The sequence below is a fragment of the Streptomyces sediminimaris genome (assembly GCF_047049295.1).
GTDB lineage: Bacteria > Actinomycetota > Actinomycetes > Streptomycetales > Streptomycetaceae > Streptomyces > Streptomyces sediminimaris.
This window is the reverse complement of sequence record NZ_JBJWOT010000001.1, coordinates 5,840,054-5,854,081: the sequence shown is the minus strand read 5'-3', so window position 1 is coordinate 5,854,081 and position 14,028 is coordinate 5,840,054. Positions and strand designations below refer to the sequence as shown.

General features: G+C 71.3%; 15 protein-coding genes and 2 riboswitches. Of the genes, 6 read left to right on the top strand and 9 right to left on the bottom strand.

What is annotated here, in order from left to right:
- Nucleotides 1-67 precede the first annotated feature (67 nt).
- Nucleotides 68-739, bottom strand: a complete 672-nt coding sequence (locus ACJ9NR_RS27265) for an AAA family ATPase (RefSeq protein ID WP_412492318.1) — start codon at nucleotides 737-739, stop codon at nucleotides 68-70.
- 172 nt (nucleotides 740-911) lie between these two features.
- Nucleotides 912-1,004, top strand: a riboswitch (glycine riboswitch).
- Nucleotides 1,005-1,114, top strand: a riboswitch (glycine riboswitch). It abuts the riboswitch before it with no gap.
- Between the two features lie 34 nt (nucleotides 1,115-1,148).
- On the opposite strand from ACJ9NR_RS27265, the gene gcvT reads away from it, so the two are divergent.
- The 6 genes from gcvT (at nucleotide 1,149) to ACJ9NR_RS27235 (ending at nucleotide 6,778) form a co-directional block, all read left to right on the top strand.
- On the top strand, nucleotides 1,149-2,267 hold the full coding sequence (gcvT, locus tag ACJ9NR_RS27260) for a glycine cleavage system aminomethyltransferase GcvT (RefSeq protein WP_412492319.1): 1,119 nt from the start codon (nucleotides 1,149-1,151) through the stop codon (nucleotides 2,265-2,267).
- 131 nt (nucleotides 2,268-2,398) lie between these two features.
- The gene (gene gcvH / locus ACJ9NR_RS27255; RefSeq protein ID WP_399142712.1) at nucleotides 2,399-2,776 is read left to right on the top strand and encodes a glycine cleavage system protein GcvH; all 378 of its coding nucleotides are present in this window, start codon (nucleotides 2,399-2,401) and stop codon (nucleotides 2,774-2,776) included.
- A 14-nt stretch (nucleotides 2,777-2,790) separates the two neighbouring features.
- Nucleotides 2,791-4,071: a serine hydroxymethyltransferase gene (gene glyA / locus ACJ9NR_RS27250; protein WP_412492320.1), complete on the top strand. Its 1,281-nt coding sequence runs from the start codon at nucleotides 2,791-2,793 to the stop codon at nucleotides 4,069-4,071.
- 54 nt (nucleotides 4,072-4,125) lie between these two features.
- Complete coding sequence (locus ACJ9NR_RS27245; RefSeq protein WP_412492321.1) at nucleotides 4,126-5,493, top strand: L-serine ammonia-lyase; 1,368 nt, start codon at nucleotides 4,126-4,128, stop codon at nucleotides 5,491-5,493.
- A gap of 116 nt (nucleotides 5,494-5,609) precedes the next feature.
- Nucleotides 5,610-6,167 (top strand): GH25 family lysozyme, encoded by a 558-nt coding sequence (locus tag ACJ9NR_RS27240; RefSeq protein WP_412492322.1) that lies wholly within the window; start codon nucleotides 5,610-5,612, stop codon nucleotides 6,165-6,167.
- Between the two features lie 68 nt (nucleotides 6,168-6,235).
- A complete protein-coding gene (locus ACJ9NR_RS27235; protein WP_412492323.1) occupies nucleotides 6,236-6,778 on the top strand; it encodes an MOSC domain-containing protein in 543 nt (180 codons plus the stop codon).
- 40 nt (nucleotides 6,779-6,818) lie between these two features.
- On the opposite strand, the gene ACJ9NR_RS27230 is transcribed toward ACJ9NR_RS27235, so the two are convergent.
- From ACJ9NR_RS27230 to ACJ9NR_RS27195, 8 genes are all read right to left on the bottom strand, one after another.
- A complete protein-coding gene (locus ACJ9NR_RS27230; RefSeq protein WP_412492324.1) occupies nucleotides 6,819-7,478 on the bottom strand; it encodes an NADPH-dependent F420 reductase in 660 nt (219 codons plus the stop codon).
- 267 nt (nucleotides 7,479-7,745) lie between these two features.
- Complete coding sequence (locus ACJ9NR_RS27225) at nucleotides 7,746-7,958, bottom strand: EF-hand domain-containing protein (RefSeq protein WP_412492325.1); 213 nt, start codon at nucleotides 7,956-7,958, stop codon at nucleotides 7,746-7,748.
- A 58-nt stretch (nucleotides 7,959-8,016) separates the two neighbouring features.
- Nucleotides 8,017-8,928 carry a MerR family transcriptional regulator gene (locus ACJ9NR_RS27220; RefSeq protein WP_412492326.1) on the bottom strand — a complete coding sequence of 304 codons (912 nt, stop codon included), beginning with the start codon at nucleotides 8,926-8,928 and terminating at the stop codon, nucleotides 8,017-8,019.
- Nucleotides 8,929-9,049: 121 nt separating this feature from the next.
- The gene (locus tag ACJ9NR_RS27215; protein ID WP_412492327.1) at nucleotides 9,050-10,237 is read right to left on the bottom strand and encodes a YncE family protein; all 1,188 of its coding nucleotides are present in this window, start codon (nucleotides 10,235-10,237) and stop codon (nucleotides 9,050-9,052) included.
- Nucleotides 10,237-11,013 (bottom strand): polysaccharide deacetylase family protein, encoded by a 777-nt coding sequence (locus ACJ9NR_RS27210; RefSeq protein WP_412492328.1) that lies wholly within the window; start codon nucleotides 11,011-11,013, stop codon nucleotides 10,237-10,239. The genes ACJ9NR_RS27215 and ACJ9NR_RS27210 overlap by 1 nt, the downstream gene beginning before the upstream one ends.
- 95 nt (nucleotides 11,014-11,108) lie before the next feature.
- Entirely contained in the window at nucleotides 11,109-11,612 is a 504-nt protein-coding gene (locus ACJ9NR_RS27205) for an ATP-binding protein (RefSeq protein WP_412492329.1), read from the bottom strand.
- 262 nt (nucleotides 11,613-11,874) lie between these two features.
- Complete coding sequence (locus ACJ9NR_RS27200; RefSeq protein WP_412492330.1) at nucleotides 11,875-12,642, bottom strand: enoyl-CoA hydratase/isomerase family protein; 768 nt, start codon at nucleotides 12,640-12,642, stop codon at nucleotides 11,875-11,877.
- Nucleotides 12,643-12,752: 110 nt separating this feature from the next.
- Nucleotides 12,753-13,994 (bottom strand): L,D-transpeptidase, encoded by a 1,242-nt coding sequence (locus ACJ9NR_RS27195; protein WP_412492331.1) that lies wholly within the window; start codon nucleotides 13,992-13,994, stop codon nucleotides 12,753-12,755.
- Nucleotides 13,995-14,028: the final 34 nt, after the last annotated feature.

Genomic DNA, 14,028 nt, shown 5'->3' with positions numbered 1-14,028 from the left:
TGTGTCCGACCGCCTGCTGAGAACCTGCTGTGGCTGGAAAGGCTAGCGGGTGCGCGGGGCGAGGAGGTCAGCCCGTGAAGCCGATGCTGCGCAGCACGTCCGCCGCGTCCCGGTCCAGCAGCACCGCCGAGCCGACGCCCTCGGGCAGGTCGCCGCGTTCGACGGAGCGGATCAGCCGGGCGGCCGCCGTGCGGTGGCGCAGGAAGGCGTAGCGGGAGACGCCGCGGCCGCGCTCGCGCTGGCCCCTGAGGGCCGTGCCCGGCGCGACGTCCAGGAGCACCAGGTGCAGGGTGCCGCCGCGGCGGCGGGCCGCCCGGGCCAGCCAGCCCCGCACCCAGGCCTGTGTGCCGCAGTCGTGCACGACGACGCCCCCGCCGCCGCGCAGGGTGCGGCGCAGGCCGGCGTAGTGCGCGAGCCGGACCAGGGGACGGTAGACCGCGTACGGCAGCAGGCGGGGCACGCGGGCGGCCCAGCGGTCCCGGGTGTCCTGGGAGTCGACGCGCTCTCCCCGCACCGCGCGCTCCATCAGCGTGGACTTGCCGCTGCCGGGCAGACCGGTGACCACCACGAGGTCGCGGGGGCCGAAGAGCAGGGCGTGCGGGCTGTGCCCCGAGCGGTCGCGCAGGTCGCGGACCACGGGGGCCCGGCCGCCGCGTGCCTTTCCGGCCGGGGCCACGGACTGCTCGGGCAGTGCGACGGCCGGGGTCGTGGCGTACGCCGTGGGCCTGTTCACCGTCATCGTCCTCCCCCTGGGCGGGTACCGGGTTCCCTGCCCGTCAAGTGTAAAGAGAAGGTAATGCGCGGGTCTCGCGTTTTCGTGATCGCTCTGCCACAGGCCGGTTACAGATGCGGGCCTGCCACCCGTGCGGAAGGCGTGCGATGATGTGCGCGCCAACTGCATACCGGCCGCTTGAATCCGCGCGGGAGAGTCCCCAGACCGCTGGGGCGCCGAAGGAGCAAGTTCCTCCCTTGAATCTCTCAGGCCCCGTTACCGCGCGGGCGAGGCACATCTGAAAAGCGGGCCGCTGCGTCAGTGGCTCCACCCAAGGTGCAAACCCCGGTCGCTCCCGCGATCAGGGCGAACCTCTCAGGTTCCGATGACAGATGGGGAGGAACGACTCGCCTGTCATGACTTGGGAGACCGACCGATGAGCAGTACCGAACCGCGTCGTACCGCGCTCGATGCCCTGCATCGCTCGCTCGGCGCGACGATGACCGACTTCGCCGGCTGGGACATGCCCCTGCGCTACGGCTCCGAGCGCGACGAGCACCTCGCGGTGCGCACCCGGGCCGGCCTGTTCGACCTCTCGCACATGGGCGAGATCACCGTCACCGGACCGCAGGCCGCCGCGCTGCTGAACTTCGCCCTGGTCGGCAACATCGCCTCCGTGGGCGTCGGCCGCGCCCGCTACACCATGATCTGCCGCTCCGACGGCGGCATCCTGGACGACCTGATCGTCTACCGGCTGGGCGAGAGCGCGTACCTGGTCGTCGCCAACGCCTCCAACGCCCAGGTGGTGCTGGACGCGCTGACGGAGCGGGCCGCCGGCTTCGACGCCGAGGTGCGCGACGACCGGGACGCCTACGCGCTGCTCGCCGTGCAGGGCCCGGAGTCGCCCGGCATCCTCGCGTCGCTGACCGACGCCGACCTGGACGGCCTGAAGTACTACGCGGGCCTGCCTGGCACCGTCGCCGGCGTCCCCGCGCTGATCGCGCGCACCGGCTACACCGGCGAGGACGGCTTCGAGCTGTTCGTGAAGCCGGAGCACGCCGTCGAGCTGTGGCAGGCGCTGACCAAGGCGGGCGAGGCCGCCGGCCTGGTCCCCTGCGGGCTGTCCTGCCGGGACACGCTGCGTCTGGAGGCGGGCATGCCGCTGTACGGGCACGAGCTGTCGACCTCCCTCACGCCCTTCGACGCCGGGCTCGGCCGGGTGGTGAAGTTCGAGAAGGAGGGCGACTTCGTGGGCCGTGCCGCCCTGGAGCAGGCCGCCGCCCGCGCGCAGGAGAACCCGCCCCGTGTCCTGGTCGGCCTGGTCGCCGAGGGCCGCCGGGTCCCGCGCGCCGGGTACCCGGTCGTCGCCGGCGGCACGGTGATCGGCGAGGTCACCTCCGGCGCCCCCTCCCCCACCCTGGGCAGGCCGATCGCGATGGCGTACGTCGACGCGGCGCACGCGGCGCCCGGCACCCCCGGGGTCGCCGTGGACATCCGGGGCAGCCACGAACCGTACGAGGTCGTGGCACTGCCGTTCTACAAGCGCCCGAAGTAGACACTGGACGGGTGCGACCGGGCCCACGCACGTGAGCCCGCGCACATCCCCCCCGTTCACACCGGGTTCCCACCGGCATTCAGCAGTCCCCCATTCACCAGCACCTCCGCGCGTACAGGAGAATCCAGGCCATGAGCAACCCCCAGCAGCTGCGCTACAGCAAGGAGCACGAGTGGCTGTCGGCCGCCGAGGACGGCGTCTCGACGGTCGGCATCACCGAGTTCGCGGCGAACGCGCTCGGCGATGTCGTCTACGCCCAGCTCCCCGAGGTCGGCTCCGCGGTGACCGCGGGCGAGACCTGCGGCGAGCTCGAGTCGACCAAGTCGGTCAGCGACCTGTACTCCCCCGTCACCGGTGAGGTCACCGAGATCAACGAGGACGTCGTCAACGACCCGTCCCTGGTGAACTCGGCCCCCTTCGAGGGCGGCTGGCTGTTCAAGGTCCGGCTCACCGAGGAGCCCTCCGACCTGCTCTCCGCCGACGAGTACACCGCCCAGAACGCCGGCTGAGGAGCCGTAGACGCATGTCTGTCCTGAACACGTCCCTGCACGAGCTGGACCCGGAGATCGCCGCGGCGGTCGACGCCGAGCTGGAGCGCCAGCAGTCGACGCTGGAGATGATCGCCTCGGAGAACTTCGCGCCGCTCGCGGTGATGGAGGCCCAGGGCTCGGTGCTGACCAACAAGTACGCCGAGGGCTACCCGGGCCGGCGCTACTACGGCGGCTGCGAGCACGTCGACGTCGCCGAGCAGATCGCCATCGACCGGGTCAAGGAGCTGTTCGGCGCCGAGTACGCCAACGTGCAGCCGCACTCCGGCGCCTCCGCCAACCAGGCCGCGCTGTTCGCGCTGGCCCAGCCCGGGGACACCGTCCTCGGGCTGGACCTCGCGCACGGCGGCCACCTCACCCACGGGATGCGGCTGAACTTCTCCGGCAGGCAGTTCCACGTGGTCGCCTACCACGTGGACGCGGACACCGGCCTGGTCGACATGGCCGAGCTGGAGCGGCTGGCCAAGGAGCACCGCCCGAAGGTGATCATCGCGGGCTGGTCGGCCTACCCCCGGCAGCTGGACTTCGCCGCCTTCCGCCGCGTCGCCGACGAGGTCGGCGCGTATCTGTGGGTGGACATGGCGCACTTCGCCGGCCTGGTGGCCGCCGGGCTGCACCCCAACCCCGTCGAGCACGCCGATGTGGTCACCTCCACCACGCACAAGACCCTCGGCGGTCCGCGCGGCGGCATCATCCTGGCGAAGAAGGACTTCGCGAAGAAGCTCAACTCCTCGGTCTTCCCCGGCTTCCAGGGCGGCCCGCTGGAGCATGTGATCGCCGCGAAGGCGGTCTCCTTCAAGGTCGCCGCGAGCGAGGAGTTCAAGGAGCGCCAGCGGCGTACGGTGGAGGGTGCGCGCATCCTCGCCGAGCGGCTGACCGCCGAGGACGCCCGGGCGGCCGGGGTGAACGTGCTGTCCGGGGGCACCGACGTGCACCTGATCCTGGTCGACCTGCGCGCGTCCGAGCTGGACGGGCAGCAGGCCGAGGACCGCCTGCACGAGGTCGGGATCACCGTCAACCGCAACGCCGTGCCGAACGACCCGCGCCCGCCGATGGTGACCTCGGGTCTGCGCATCGGCACCCCGGCACTGGCCACCCGCGGCTTCACCGCGGCGGACTTCGCCGAGGTCGCGGACGTGATCGCCGAGACGCTGAAGGCGCCGTCCCCCTTCCCGCAGGCCGACGCCGCGGCGCTGAGGGCCAGGGTCGAGGCGCTCGCCGGCAAGCACCCGCTCTACCCGGGTCTGAACAAGTAGTTCCGTGGCGGGGGCACCCGACGACGTGTGCCCCCGCCCTCTTTGGAGGTTCCCGTGGCCATCTCGGTGTTCGATCTGTTCTCGATCGGCATAGGCCCGTCCAGTTCCCACACGGTGGGCCCGATGCGCGCGGCCCGCATGTTCGCCCGCAGGCTGCGCAACGAGGAGCTGCTGGGCTCGGTCGCGTCGGTACGCGCCGAGCTCTACGGCTCCCTGGGGGCGACCGGCCACGGCCACGGCACCCCGAAGGCGGTGCTGCTCGGTCTCGAGGGCGCCTCGCCGCGCACGGTGGACGTGGAGGGTGCCGACGACCGGATCGGGCAGATCAAGGCGGAGCGGCGCATCCGGCTGCTCGGTGAGCACGAGATCCCGTTCTCGTTCGACGACGACCTCAAGCTGCACCGCCGCAAGGCGCTTCCCTACCACGCCAACGGCATGACGCTGTGGGCGTACGACGCGGACGGCGCGGAGCTGCTGTCCAAGACGTACTACTCCGTCGGCGGCGGTTTCGTCGTGGACGAGGACGCGGTCGGCGCGGACCGGATCAAGCTCGACGACACGGTGCTGAAGTACCCCTTCCGCACCGGCGACGAACTGCTGCGTCTGACCCGGGACACGGGTCTGTCGATCTCCGCTCTGATGCTGGAGAACGAGCGCGCCTGGCGCACCGAGGAGGAGATCCGCGCCGGGCTGCTGGAGATCTGGCGGGTGATGCGGGCGTGCGTGACCCGCGGGATGGCGCGCGAGGGCATCCTGCCGGGCGGCCTGAAGGTACGGCGCCGGGCCGCCGTCTCCGCGCGCCAGCTGCGCGCCGAGGGCGACCCGGTGGCGCGCGCCATGGAGTGGATCACGCTCTACGCGATGGCGGTGAACGAGGAGAACGCGGCGGGCGGCCGGGTGGTCACCGCGCCCACCAACGGCGCGGCGGGCATCATCCCGGCGGTGCTGCACTACTACATCGACTTCGTGCCGGGCGCCGACGAGGAGGGAGTGGTCCGCTTCCTGCTCGCCGCGGGCGCGATCGGCATGCTGTTCAAGGAGAACGCCTCCATCTCCGGCGCCGAGGTCGGCTGCCAGGGCGAGGTCGGCTCGGCCTGCTCGATGGCCGCCGGCGCGCTCGCCGAGGTGCTGGGCGGCAGCCCCGAACAGGTGGAGAACGCCGCCGAGATCGGCATGGAGCACAACCTCGGCCTGACCTGCGACCCGGTCGGCGGCCTGGTGCAGATCCCGTGCATCGAACGCAACGGCATGGCCGCGGTCAAGGCGGTCACCGCCGCGCGGATGGCGATGCGCGGCGACGGCTCGCACAAGGTGTCCCTGGACAAGGTCATCAAGACGATGAAGGACACCGGCGCCGACATGTCGGTGAAGTACAAGGAGACGGCGCGGGGCGGGCTCGCGGTGAACATCATCGAGTGCTGACGTCCGGCTGCCGTTTCGGCGTCCGGACGGGATCACCCGTGCCGGGATGAGGGGAATGCCAAGGTGAGGGGTATATCAACCCCTGTCCCCCCACCGGCATTTCAGGGAGTCCCCACATGCTCCGTGGCATCGACGTCAGCGCGTACCAGTCCTCCTCGTACGGCACCGACGGCCTCTCCTTCGCCTTCGTCAAGGCGACGGAGGGCCGTTCGTACGTCAACCCCAGACTCGCCGCCCAGACCAAGCACGGCCGTGACGCCGGACTCGTCGTGGGCTTCTACCACTTCCTCTGGCCGGGTCATCTCCAGGCCCAGGCCGAGTACTTCGTGAAGCACGCTCCGGAGAGGGCGGGCGACATCCTCGCCGTCGACTGGGAACGGACCAGCGAGGGCACGCACGCGAGCAACGCGGAGAAGGACCAGTTCATCCGCAAGCTCAAGGAACTGCGCCCGCACAACCGGGTGATCCTCTACACGAACCGGGACTACTGGCTCCACGTCGACACGACCTCGTACGCGGGTGACGGGCTGTGGATCGCCGACTACGTCACGGCGGGCAAGCCCCGCATCAAGGCCGCGTGGCGCTTCCACCAGTACACGAGCGAGCCGCACGACAAGGACGTCGCGCACTTCGCCGACAAGGCGGCGCTGAGGAAGTGGGCGTCCGGCGCCTGACGATCACACCGCCGTACAGGGTCCGTATAGGGTCATGGAGAAAGGGATCCTACGGCGGTGGGGGCGTCATGGGCGGGGCGGTCAGTGCGGTCAGCAGCAACGGGGTGTACGCGTTCACCAAGCCGAACCGGGAGAGCATCACCCTGCTCGCGGGACTCGGAGTGGAGGGGGACGTCCACGCCGGTACGACGGTGAAGCACCGCAGCCGGATGCGCAGGGACCCCTCGCAGCCGAATCTGCGCCAGGTGCACCTCATCCACGAGGAGTTGTTCGACGAGGTGCGGGCGGCCGGGTTCGAGGTGGCCCCCGGACAGCTCGGGGAGAACGTCACCACGCGCGGGATCGACCTGCTGGGCCTGCCCGCCGGGACGCTGCTGCGCCTCGGGGAGGACGCCGTGGTCGAGGTCACGGGCCTGCGCAACCCCTGTCCGCAGATCGACGGCTTCCGGCAGGGGCTGCTGAAGAGGGTCGTGGGGCGCGACGCCGACGGCACCGTCCGGCGCAGGGCCGGGATCATGAGCGTGGTCGTGACCGGTGGAGTGGTGCGGCCCGGCGATCCGGTGGAGGCCGAACTGCCGGACGGGCCGCACCGTCCCCTCGAGGTCGTCTGAACCTCGCCGTCCGGAGCGCGAGCGCGCGAGCGCGCGGCTCTTATCCCCGGAAGTCCGCGGGCCGTTCCGGGGACGCCTCGCCCAGCGCCTTGGTGACCGCCTCGGCGTCCGCCCGCATGCCGTACACGGGTGTGCCGGGCTGCTGGCGCCAGGAGTCGTCGAGGCCGCCCGCGTCGACGGTGTCGAAGCCGAGCTCGTCGATCAGGTCCCGCACCTTCCGCTTGGCGTCCGCGTCGTCGCCCGCGACCGGCAGCGCCATGCGGTCGGGGGCACCGGCCGGGCGGGAGCGGTCGAGCAGGTCCTGGGCGTAGGTCTCGTTGAACGCCTTGATCACGGGGTGGCCGAGTTCGCGTTCCGCGTAGCGGCTCTCGGTGAGGCCCTCGTCCTCGATCGCCGCGATCCTGCCGTCGCGCTGGGGGTAGTAGTTGCCGGTGTCGATGACCGCGACGCCGTCCGCCGCCCCGTCCAGCAGGCCGGACGGGAGGTCGGGGAGCGCCTTCACGGGAACCGTGACGACGACGACCTGCGCACCGCGGGCCGCCTCCTCGACGGGTACGGGCCGCGCGCCGGTCTCCTCGGCCAGCGCCGTGAGGGTGTGGGGGCCGCGGGAGTTGGCGACGGAGACGTCGTGGCCGAGGGCGGTGAGCCGCCGGGTGAGGTTGCCGCCGATGTTGCCCGCGCCGATGATGCCGATCTTCATGACAGGCCTTTCGTGAGGGGTGCCCCGCGATGGATGCACGCGCATACGTCTTGGGCGGTGTCAACCTCGCGGGCCTTCGCGCTATTCCGGCGGCCGCGCCGACCCGATGACCGCCGTGCCCGCCGGAGTGCCCCCCCGCGCGGACTCCTCAACCCCCCGGAGGGGGGATCCTCGGCGCGAGCGGGCCGCCGGAGCTGCGGATCCGGCGCCGGGCACGACGAAGGGGGCGCCCGTCCGGCCGGCGGACGGGCACCCCCTTCTCACGTCCTACTTGTTCAGGTACACCCAGAACTCGTCGAACGACAGGACCTTGTCGCCGTTGAGGTCACGGGTCCTGATGATCGCCTCGGCGACGGACTCGGTGACGTTCCAGTCGCCCCCCTGGGCGAGGGCGGTCTTGAACTCGGCGGCCGTGATGAACCCGTCGCCGTCGGTGTCGATCCGCTGGAACTCCTTGCGTGCTGCTTCGATGTCGGCCACCGATCCGCCCCTCTTGTTCGTGTTTCTCTGCCGTTACGGCGTACTGACGCTGGTCAGACTAACGGCCCGGGTGCGCCTCCAGTGCGGCGACCACCCACGCGAACTCCTCCTCGTAGGCCCGCACCGGCGTCCCCTTCAGCACGCCCAGCAGGGCGCGCCAGCGCGCGATGCGGACATTGTGGGAGGCCGTGACGCGCTCCAGGACGGCGGCCCGGTCGGCCTCGCCGAGCAGCTGCCGCAGCACCTCCTCGGCCTGCGGCGACCCGGGCGCGATCCCCCCCTCCCGCGCCTGCCCCACCAGTTCCACCACGCGTTTGGCGAACCACATGGACGCCCCGGCGGGTGTGTCCTGCCCCCGGTCGGCGTGGTTGAACTCGGCCGCCCTGCGCATCTGCGCCCGGAACTCCGGGTCCTGCACCATCTCCGCCAGCTCCACCCAGGCGTCGACCTGTTCGGGCGTCGGGTCGTCCGGCAGGTTCACCGCGGTGTTCCGCATCCGTTCGCGGATGTCCGGGTCGACCAGGTCCAGCCCGTGGAACATCTCCTCCACGAACTCCTCCATGATCCGCCTGCGCTCGGCGGCCGACAGCCGCGCCAGTTTGTTCATCAGGGTCATCTCCTCCGCGGTCGAACCGCGTCGCGCCACGGACGACAGCACCGCACGGGTCACCCTCAGCGTGCTGATCTGCGCGTCCAGCGCCGCCACGTGCGCCGCCGCGACCTCCGCCACCGTCCGCTCCCCGGCCAGCACCCGGCGCAGGTCGTCCAGGCCGAGACCCAGTTCGCGCAGTGTGCGGACGAGCTCCAGACGGGCGGCGGACGCGGCGTCGTAGAGCCGGTAGCCGCCCGTGGAGCGGGTCACCGGGGTGAGCACGCCCTCGTCGGACCAGTAGCGGATGGTGCGGACCGTCAGACCGGTGGACCTGGCCAGCTCCCCGATGGTGAACAGTCCGGTGCCGTCGTCGATCATGTCTGCGAGTCTGGGCCTTCCAGTGGGTGGAGACTCAAGGAGCGCGGGCGGAGATCTCGCGCGACATTCTCGACGCGACGGCCCCACCCGGCCACCGGCGGCCCGGGCGGGGAGGCGGTGCTCAGCGGAAGACGCCGGTGTGGCCGAGGGAGTAGCGGCCGGGCTGGGGGTACACCGCGAGGCCGTGCGGACCGCTGCCGACCTTGATGCGGGCCAGCTGCCGGCCGGTGCGGGTGTCGATGGCGTAGACCTCGGAGTTGTAGCGCCCCGACAGCCACAGCACCTTGCCGTCCGCCGAGACGCCGCCCATGTCGGGGCTGCCGCCGTCGGGCAGCCGCCACTTCTTGGTGAGCTTGTTCTCGGTGAAGTCGAAGACGGAGACGCTGCCCTCGCCGCGGTTGGAGATGTACATCTCGCGCGAGTCGCGGCTGACGTAGAGACCGTGGGCCCCCTTGCCGGTGGGCAGCAGGGTGGGCCGGGTGAACTTGTCGCCGTCCAGGACCCACACGCCGTTGGCCACCATGTCGGCGATGTAGAACCTGCTGCCGTCGGGCGAGAGCTTCACGTCCTGCGGCTTGGCGCCGTCGTAGGGCAGCTTCATCTGGCCGATCACCTTCATCTTCTCGGTGTCGACCTTGAGCAGTTCGCCGCTGAACTCGCAGGAGACGATGAAGTAGCGGCCGTCGGCGGAGAAGTCCGCGTGGTTGACACCGTAGCAGCTGACCGGGACGGTCTTCTCCCGCTTCATGGTGTGCGCGTCGCGGAAGACGAGCTGGCGGTCGAGGGAGGCCATGACGATCGCGTACTTGCCGTCGGGCGTGAAGTAGAGGTTGTAGGGGTCGTGCACGTCGACCGTCTTGCCGGCCTTGCCCGTCCGCGCGTCGATGGGGGTGAGGGTGTTGCCCTTGTCGTTGTTGACCCACAGCGTCTTCAGGTCCCAGGACGGCACGACGTGCTGCGGCTGGGTGCCGACCGGGATCGTCTCGATGACCTTGTACGTCGCCGGGTCGATGACCGAGACGGTGTTGGAGTTGGTGTTGGGGACGTACACGCGGGACGGGAAGTCCCTGACCACCGGGGACAGCTTGCTCGCGCGGTCGGCCGCGTACACGTCGTGCGGATCGAGGAGGGGCGGCATGCCGGGCAGGGCCCGCCCGGCCGCCTTCTGCTTCATCGGGGCCACGGCGGGCCCGCTGCCCAGGGCCTCGTCCTTGTGCCGGCCGGGGGCACCGGCGCACGAGGCGAGGGCGGAGAGGGCGGCGAGGGCGGTGGTGGCGGTCAGGGTGCGGGTGAGCCTGGTGAGGTGCATCAGCTGAACAGCTCCGTGGTGGACACCGCGGACAGGCCGCGATGGGCGAGTTCTTGGAGTACGACGGGGAGCGCGGCGACCGTGTCCGGGTAGCCGAAGTGCAGGCTCACCACCGAACCGCCCCGGACCTCGCCGAGGACCTTGCGCGCCACGGCGTCCGCGCCGGGCCTGGTGTAGTCGAGGGAGTCGACGTCGTAGGACAGCACGTGCGGATAGCCGGCCTCGCGCGCCAGTCGTACGACGAGGGGGGAGGCGAGCGGGGCCCGGGAGGGGCGGAACCAGGTGCCGATGGAACCGGTGAGCCTCTTCAGCCGGCCGGCGCAGGCGGTGATCTCGGTGCGGGCGTCGGCCTCGGACATGGTGTTCACCGCGAGGTGGCGCTGGGTGTGGTTGCCGAGGTCGTGCCCGCCGTCGAGGACGCGGCGGGCCAGCTCCGGTTGCGCGTCGAGCCAGCTGCCGACGGCCAGCACGGTGAGGCGCGCGCCGTGCTTCTCGGCCGTGGTGAGCAGCGAGCGGGCCAGGCCGGGATCGCCCTGCCCGTGGAAGGTGAGGGCCACTCGGGGCCGGGTGCGCGGGCCGTGGGTGAGCTGGGCCGGCCGGCCCGGGTAGCCGCGGGGGGACGGCGCGGATGACGCGGTGGGAGGATCGGCGGCGCCGCGCGCCGGGGGTGAGGGGCGCGCGACGGCGCCGTTCGGCGCGCAGCCTGCGGTGAGGGCGCCCGCGGCGAGAAGCCCGGCACCCGTGCGGAGCGCCGTCCGGCGGTCGGTCGAGGTCACCCGCCCATTAAAAGGGTGATCAGTGGGAAATCGGGCGATTCATACGATCGGGGGACAGATGCCGAGTCGCGCCGCGCGGCCCCCGTCCCGGCGCCCTAGCGGTCCGCCACCCTCATCTCGAACCAGGTCGTCTTGCCGCGCGGCAGCAGGTCGACCCCCCAGCGGTCGGAGAGCTTGTCGACCAGGAACAGGCCCCGTCCGCTGACGTCCATCTCCTGGACCGGCATGAGGCAGGGCAGGCCCCGGGAGGGGTCGCGGACCTCGACGCGGATCCAGCCCCGGCGGCGGCGCATGCGCAGTCCGAAGGTGCGGGCGCCGGTGTGGCGGACGGCGTTGCCGACGAGTTCGGAGACGAGCAGGACGGCGTCCTCGGTCATCTTGGGCGTCAGGCGCCAGTGCCTGAGGACGATCACCTGGGTGAGCCGGCGGGCGGTGGCGGCGGACTCCGGGCGGGACGGCAGCGGAACCTCCGCCTCGGTCGGGTCCCCGTACAACTCCAGCGCCCTGAGCGCCTGTTCGTCCTCGACCGCGGGCGACCAACGCGCCGCCGTCACACGGCTGTGTCCCCGCGGCTGTTCGATGCCCTCCAGCCCCGCCATGCCCCCATCATGGCCGTACGGAGCGCCCTCCGGGGCCGTTCCGGGGGAATACGCCCCCCGGAACACATCATTCCGAATGGTCGGTCCGTCATATGCCAAAGGCAGTTCGGAGGTGTCCGCAGCCTGCCTGGCCTGCGGTGAAGGCTCCGCGGATGGCAATCGACGGCCTCCCTCGATGAGACAGACTTAAGGCTGCGTTAAGGCTGCCATAAACCGCCCCATCGAGGGACCCGGATCAGACATCGTGTCAATTGCAAGGGGTTCAGGCGAACTTCGCCTTGCCCGGCCCCTCCTCCACGAAGCTGCGCATCCCGCGCTCGCGGTCCTCCGTCGCGAACAGGCCTGCGAACCAGTTCCGTTCGACGGCCAGTCCGGTCTCGAGGTCCGTCTCCAGACCGGTGTCGACCGACTCCTTGGCGGCCCGGAGGGCGATCGCCGGACCCTGCGCCAGCTTCGCGGCCCACTCGTGCGCGGCCGCGTAGACCTCTCCGGCCGGCACCACGCGGTCCACCAGGCCCAGCGCCAGGGCCTCGTCCGCCCTGACCGTACGGCCGGTGAAGATCAGGTCCTTCGCCTTCGACGGGCCGACCAGACGGGACAGCCGCTGGGTGCCGCCCGCGCCCGGGATCAGGCCCAGCAGGATCTCCGGCTGGCCCAGCTTGGCGTTGTCGGCCGCGATCCGGTAGTCCGCGCACAGCGCCAACTCGCAGCCGCCGCCGAGCGCGTAGCCCGTGACGGCGGCCACCACCGGCTTGGGGATACGGGCCACGGCCGTGAACGAGTCCTGCAGGGCGCGGGCGCGCAGAACCATCGCCGCGTGGTCCATGTTCTGCATCTCCTTGATGTCCGCGCCCGCCGCGAACACCTTCTCCCCGCCGTACACGATCACGGCCCGCACGTCCTCGCGCCGGGCCGCCTCCTCGGCGAGTTCCTTCAGCCGGTCCTGTGTGGCGACGTCCAGCGCGTTCATCGGCGGACGGTCGAGGCGGACGGTGCCGACGCCTTCGGCGACTTCGAGATTCACGGTCATGAGGGCAGGTTAACGGGGACTAACGGCGGCGGCCCCGGTGGGCCGGGGATCCGGGGGGGGGAATCCCCCGGACACCACGGCCTCGCACCGGGGCCGTCAGCGGCCGGAGGCTACGAGGTCCACTTCGCCCAGGACATGTTCCAGCCGTTGAGGCCGTTGTCCGGGGCGACGGTGGCGTCGTGCGAGCGCTTGACGACCACCACGTCACCGACGATCGAGTGGTCGTAGAACCAGCCGGCCGGCAGCCCCCGGTCGTAGCCGCCGCGCATGTCCCGCAGGCCGATGCAGCCGTGGCTGGAGTTGTAGTTGCCGAAGGCGCCGCCGCCCCAGTAGTTGCCGTGGATGAACGTCCCGGTGTCGGTCAGCCGCATCGCGTCCGGGACGTCCTTGATGTCGTACTCGTTGCCGAGGTTGACCGTCTCGCTGTTCATGCGCGTCACCCGGAGCTTCTGGCTGATGACCATCTGGCCGTTCCAGGTGTCGTAGCCCGGCTTGCCGGTGGTGACGGGCAGCGTCTTGACGACCTTGCCGTCGCGCATGACCTTCATCTCGTGGGCCTTGGCGTCGACGACCGAGACCTGGCTGCGGCCGATGGTGAAGGCGATCGTCTTGGCCTGCTTGCCGTAGACGCCGGGACGGCCCTCGACGCCGTCGAGGTTCAGCTTCACCGTGACCTTGGTGCCGGACTTCCAGTACTTCTCGGGACGGAAGTCGAGGCGGTCGTTGCCGAACCAGTGGCCCTCGACGTCGACGGCCGGCTCGGTCGTGATGCTGATGGCCTTCTCGACGTCCTCGGGGTGGGTGATGCCCCGGGTGAAGCGGACGGAGAACGGCATCCCGACGCCCACCGTGGAGCCGTCCTCGGGGGTGAAGTTGCCGATGAAGGTGTTGCGCGGAGTGAGGGTGGTGAAGGTCGAGTCCTCCGCCGACTCGCGTCCCGCGGAGTCCTTGGCGACCGCGTGCACCGAGTACCTGGTGGACGCCGCCAGGTGCGTGGTGGGCGTCCAGCCGGTGCCGCCGTCCGATATCTTCCCGGCTATCTTCGCGCCCTTGTCGTCCTTGACCTCGACGGCGGTCAGCGTGCCCTTGCGCGCACTCACCTTGAGCGCGCCGGTGGTGTCGACGGACTTCGCGCCGTCCTTGGGGCTGATGGTGACCACGGCTTGCGACTGCTTGGTCTGCGCCGCGTCCGCCGCCTTGCCCTTGCCGGCGCCGGCCGACCCGGCGCCCGAGCCGCCTCCGCCGCACGCGGTGAGGGCCAGCAGCAGCACTCCGGATACGAGTGCGGGCACCCCCCGGCGCCACCGTCCACCCGCGTCAACCGACGCCCCCGATATCGGCCGCACGTCCAATGTTCCGTCTCCCCTCACCGGGCCTGGTCGGGCC

Coding starts and splice junctions, on each gene's coding strand:
- ACJ9NR_RS27265 (WP_412492318.1), bottom strand. CDS start 739: ATGACGGTGAACAGGCCCACGGCGTACGCCACGACCCCGGCCGTCGCA.
- gcvT (WP_412492319.1), top strand. CDS start 1,149: ATGAGCAGTACCGAACCGCGTCGTACCGCGCTCGATGCCCTGCATCGC.
- gcvH (WP_399142712.1), top strand. CDS start 2,399: ATGAGCAACCCCCAGCAGCTGCGCTACAGCAAGGAGCACGAGTGGCTG.
- glyA (WP_412492320.1), top strand. CDS start 2,791: ATGTCTGTCCTGAACACGTCCCTGCACGAGCTGGACCCGGAGATCGCC.
- ACJ9NR_RS27240 (WP_412492322.1), top strand. CDS start 5,610: ATGCTCCGTGGCATCGACGTCAGCGCGTACCAGTCCTCCTCGTACGGC.
- ACJ9NR_RS27235 (WP_412492323.1), top strand. CDS start 6,236: ATGGGCGGGGCGGTCAGTGCGGTCAGCAGCAACGGGGTGTACGCGTTC.
- ACJ9NR_RS27230 (WP_412492324.1), bottom strand. CDS start 7,478: ATGAAGATCGGCATCATCGGCGCGGGCAACATCGGCGGCAACCTCACC.
- ACJ9NR_RS27220 (WP_412492326.1), bottom strand. CDS start 8,928: ATGATCGACGACGGCACCGGACTGTTCACCATCGGGGAGCTGGCCAGG.
- ACJ9NR_RS27215 (WP_412492327.1), bottom strand. CDS start 10,237: ATGCACCTCACCAGGCTCACCCGCACCCTGACCGCCACCACCGCCCTC.
- ACJ9NR_RS27205 (WP_412492329.1), bottom strand. CDS start 11,612: ATGGCGGGGCTGGAGGGCATCGAACAGCCGCGGGGACACAGCCGTGTG.
- ACJ9NR_RS27200 (WP_412492330.1), bottom strand. CDS start 12,642: ATGACCGTGAATCTCGAAGTCGCCGAAGGCGTCGGCACCGTCCGCCTC.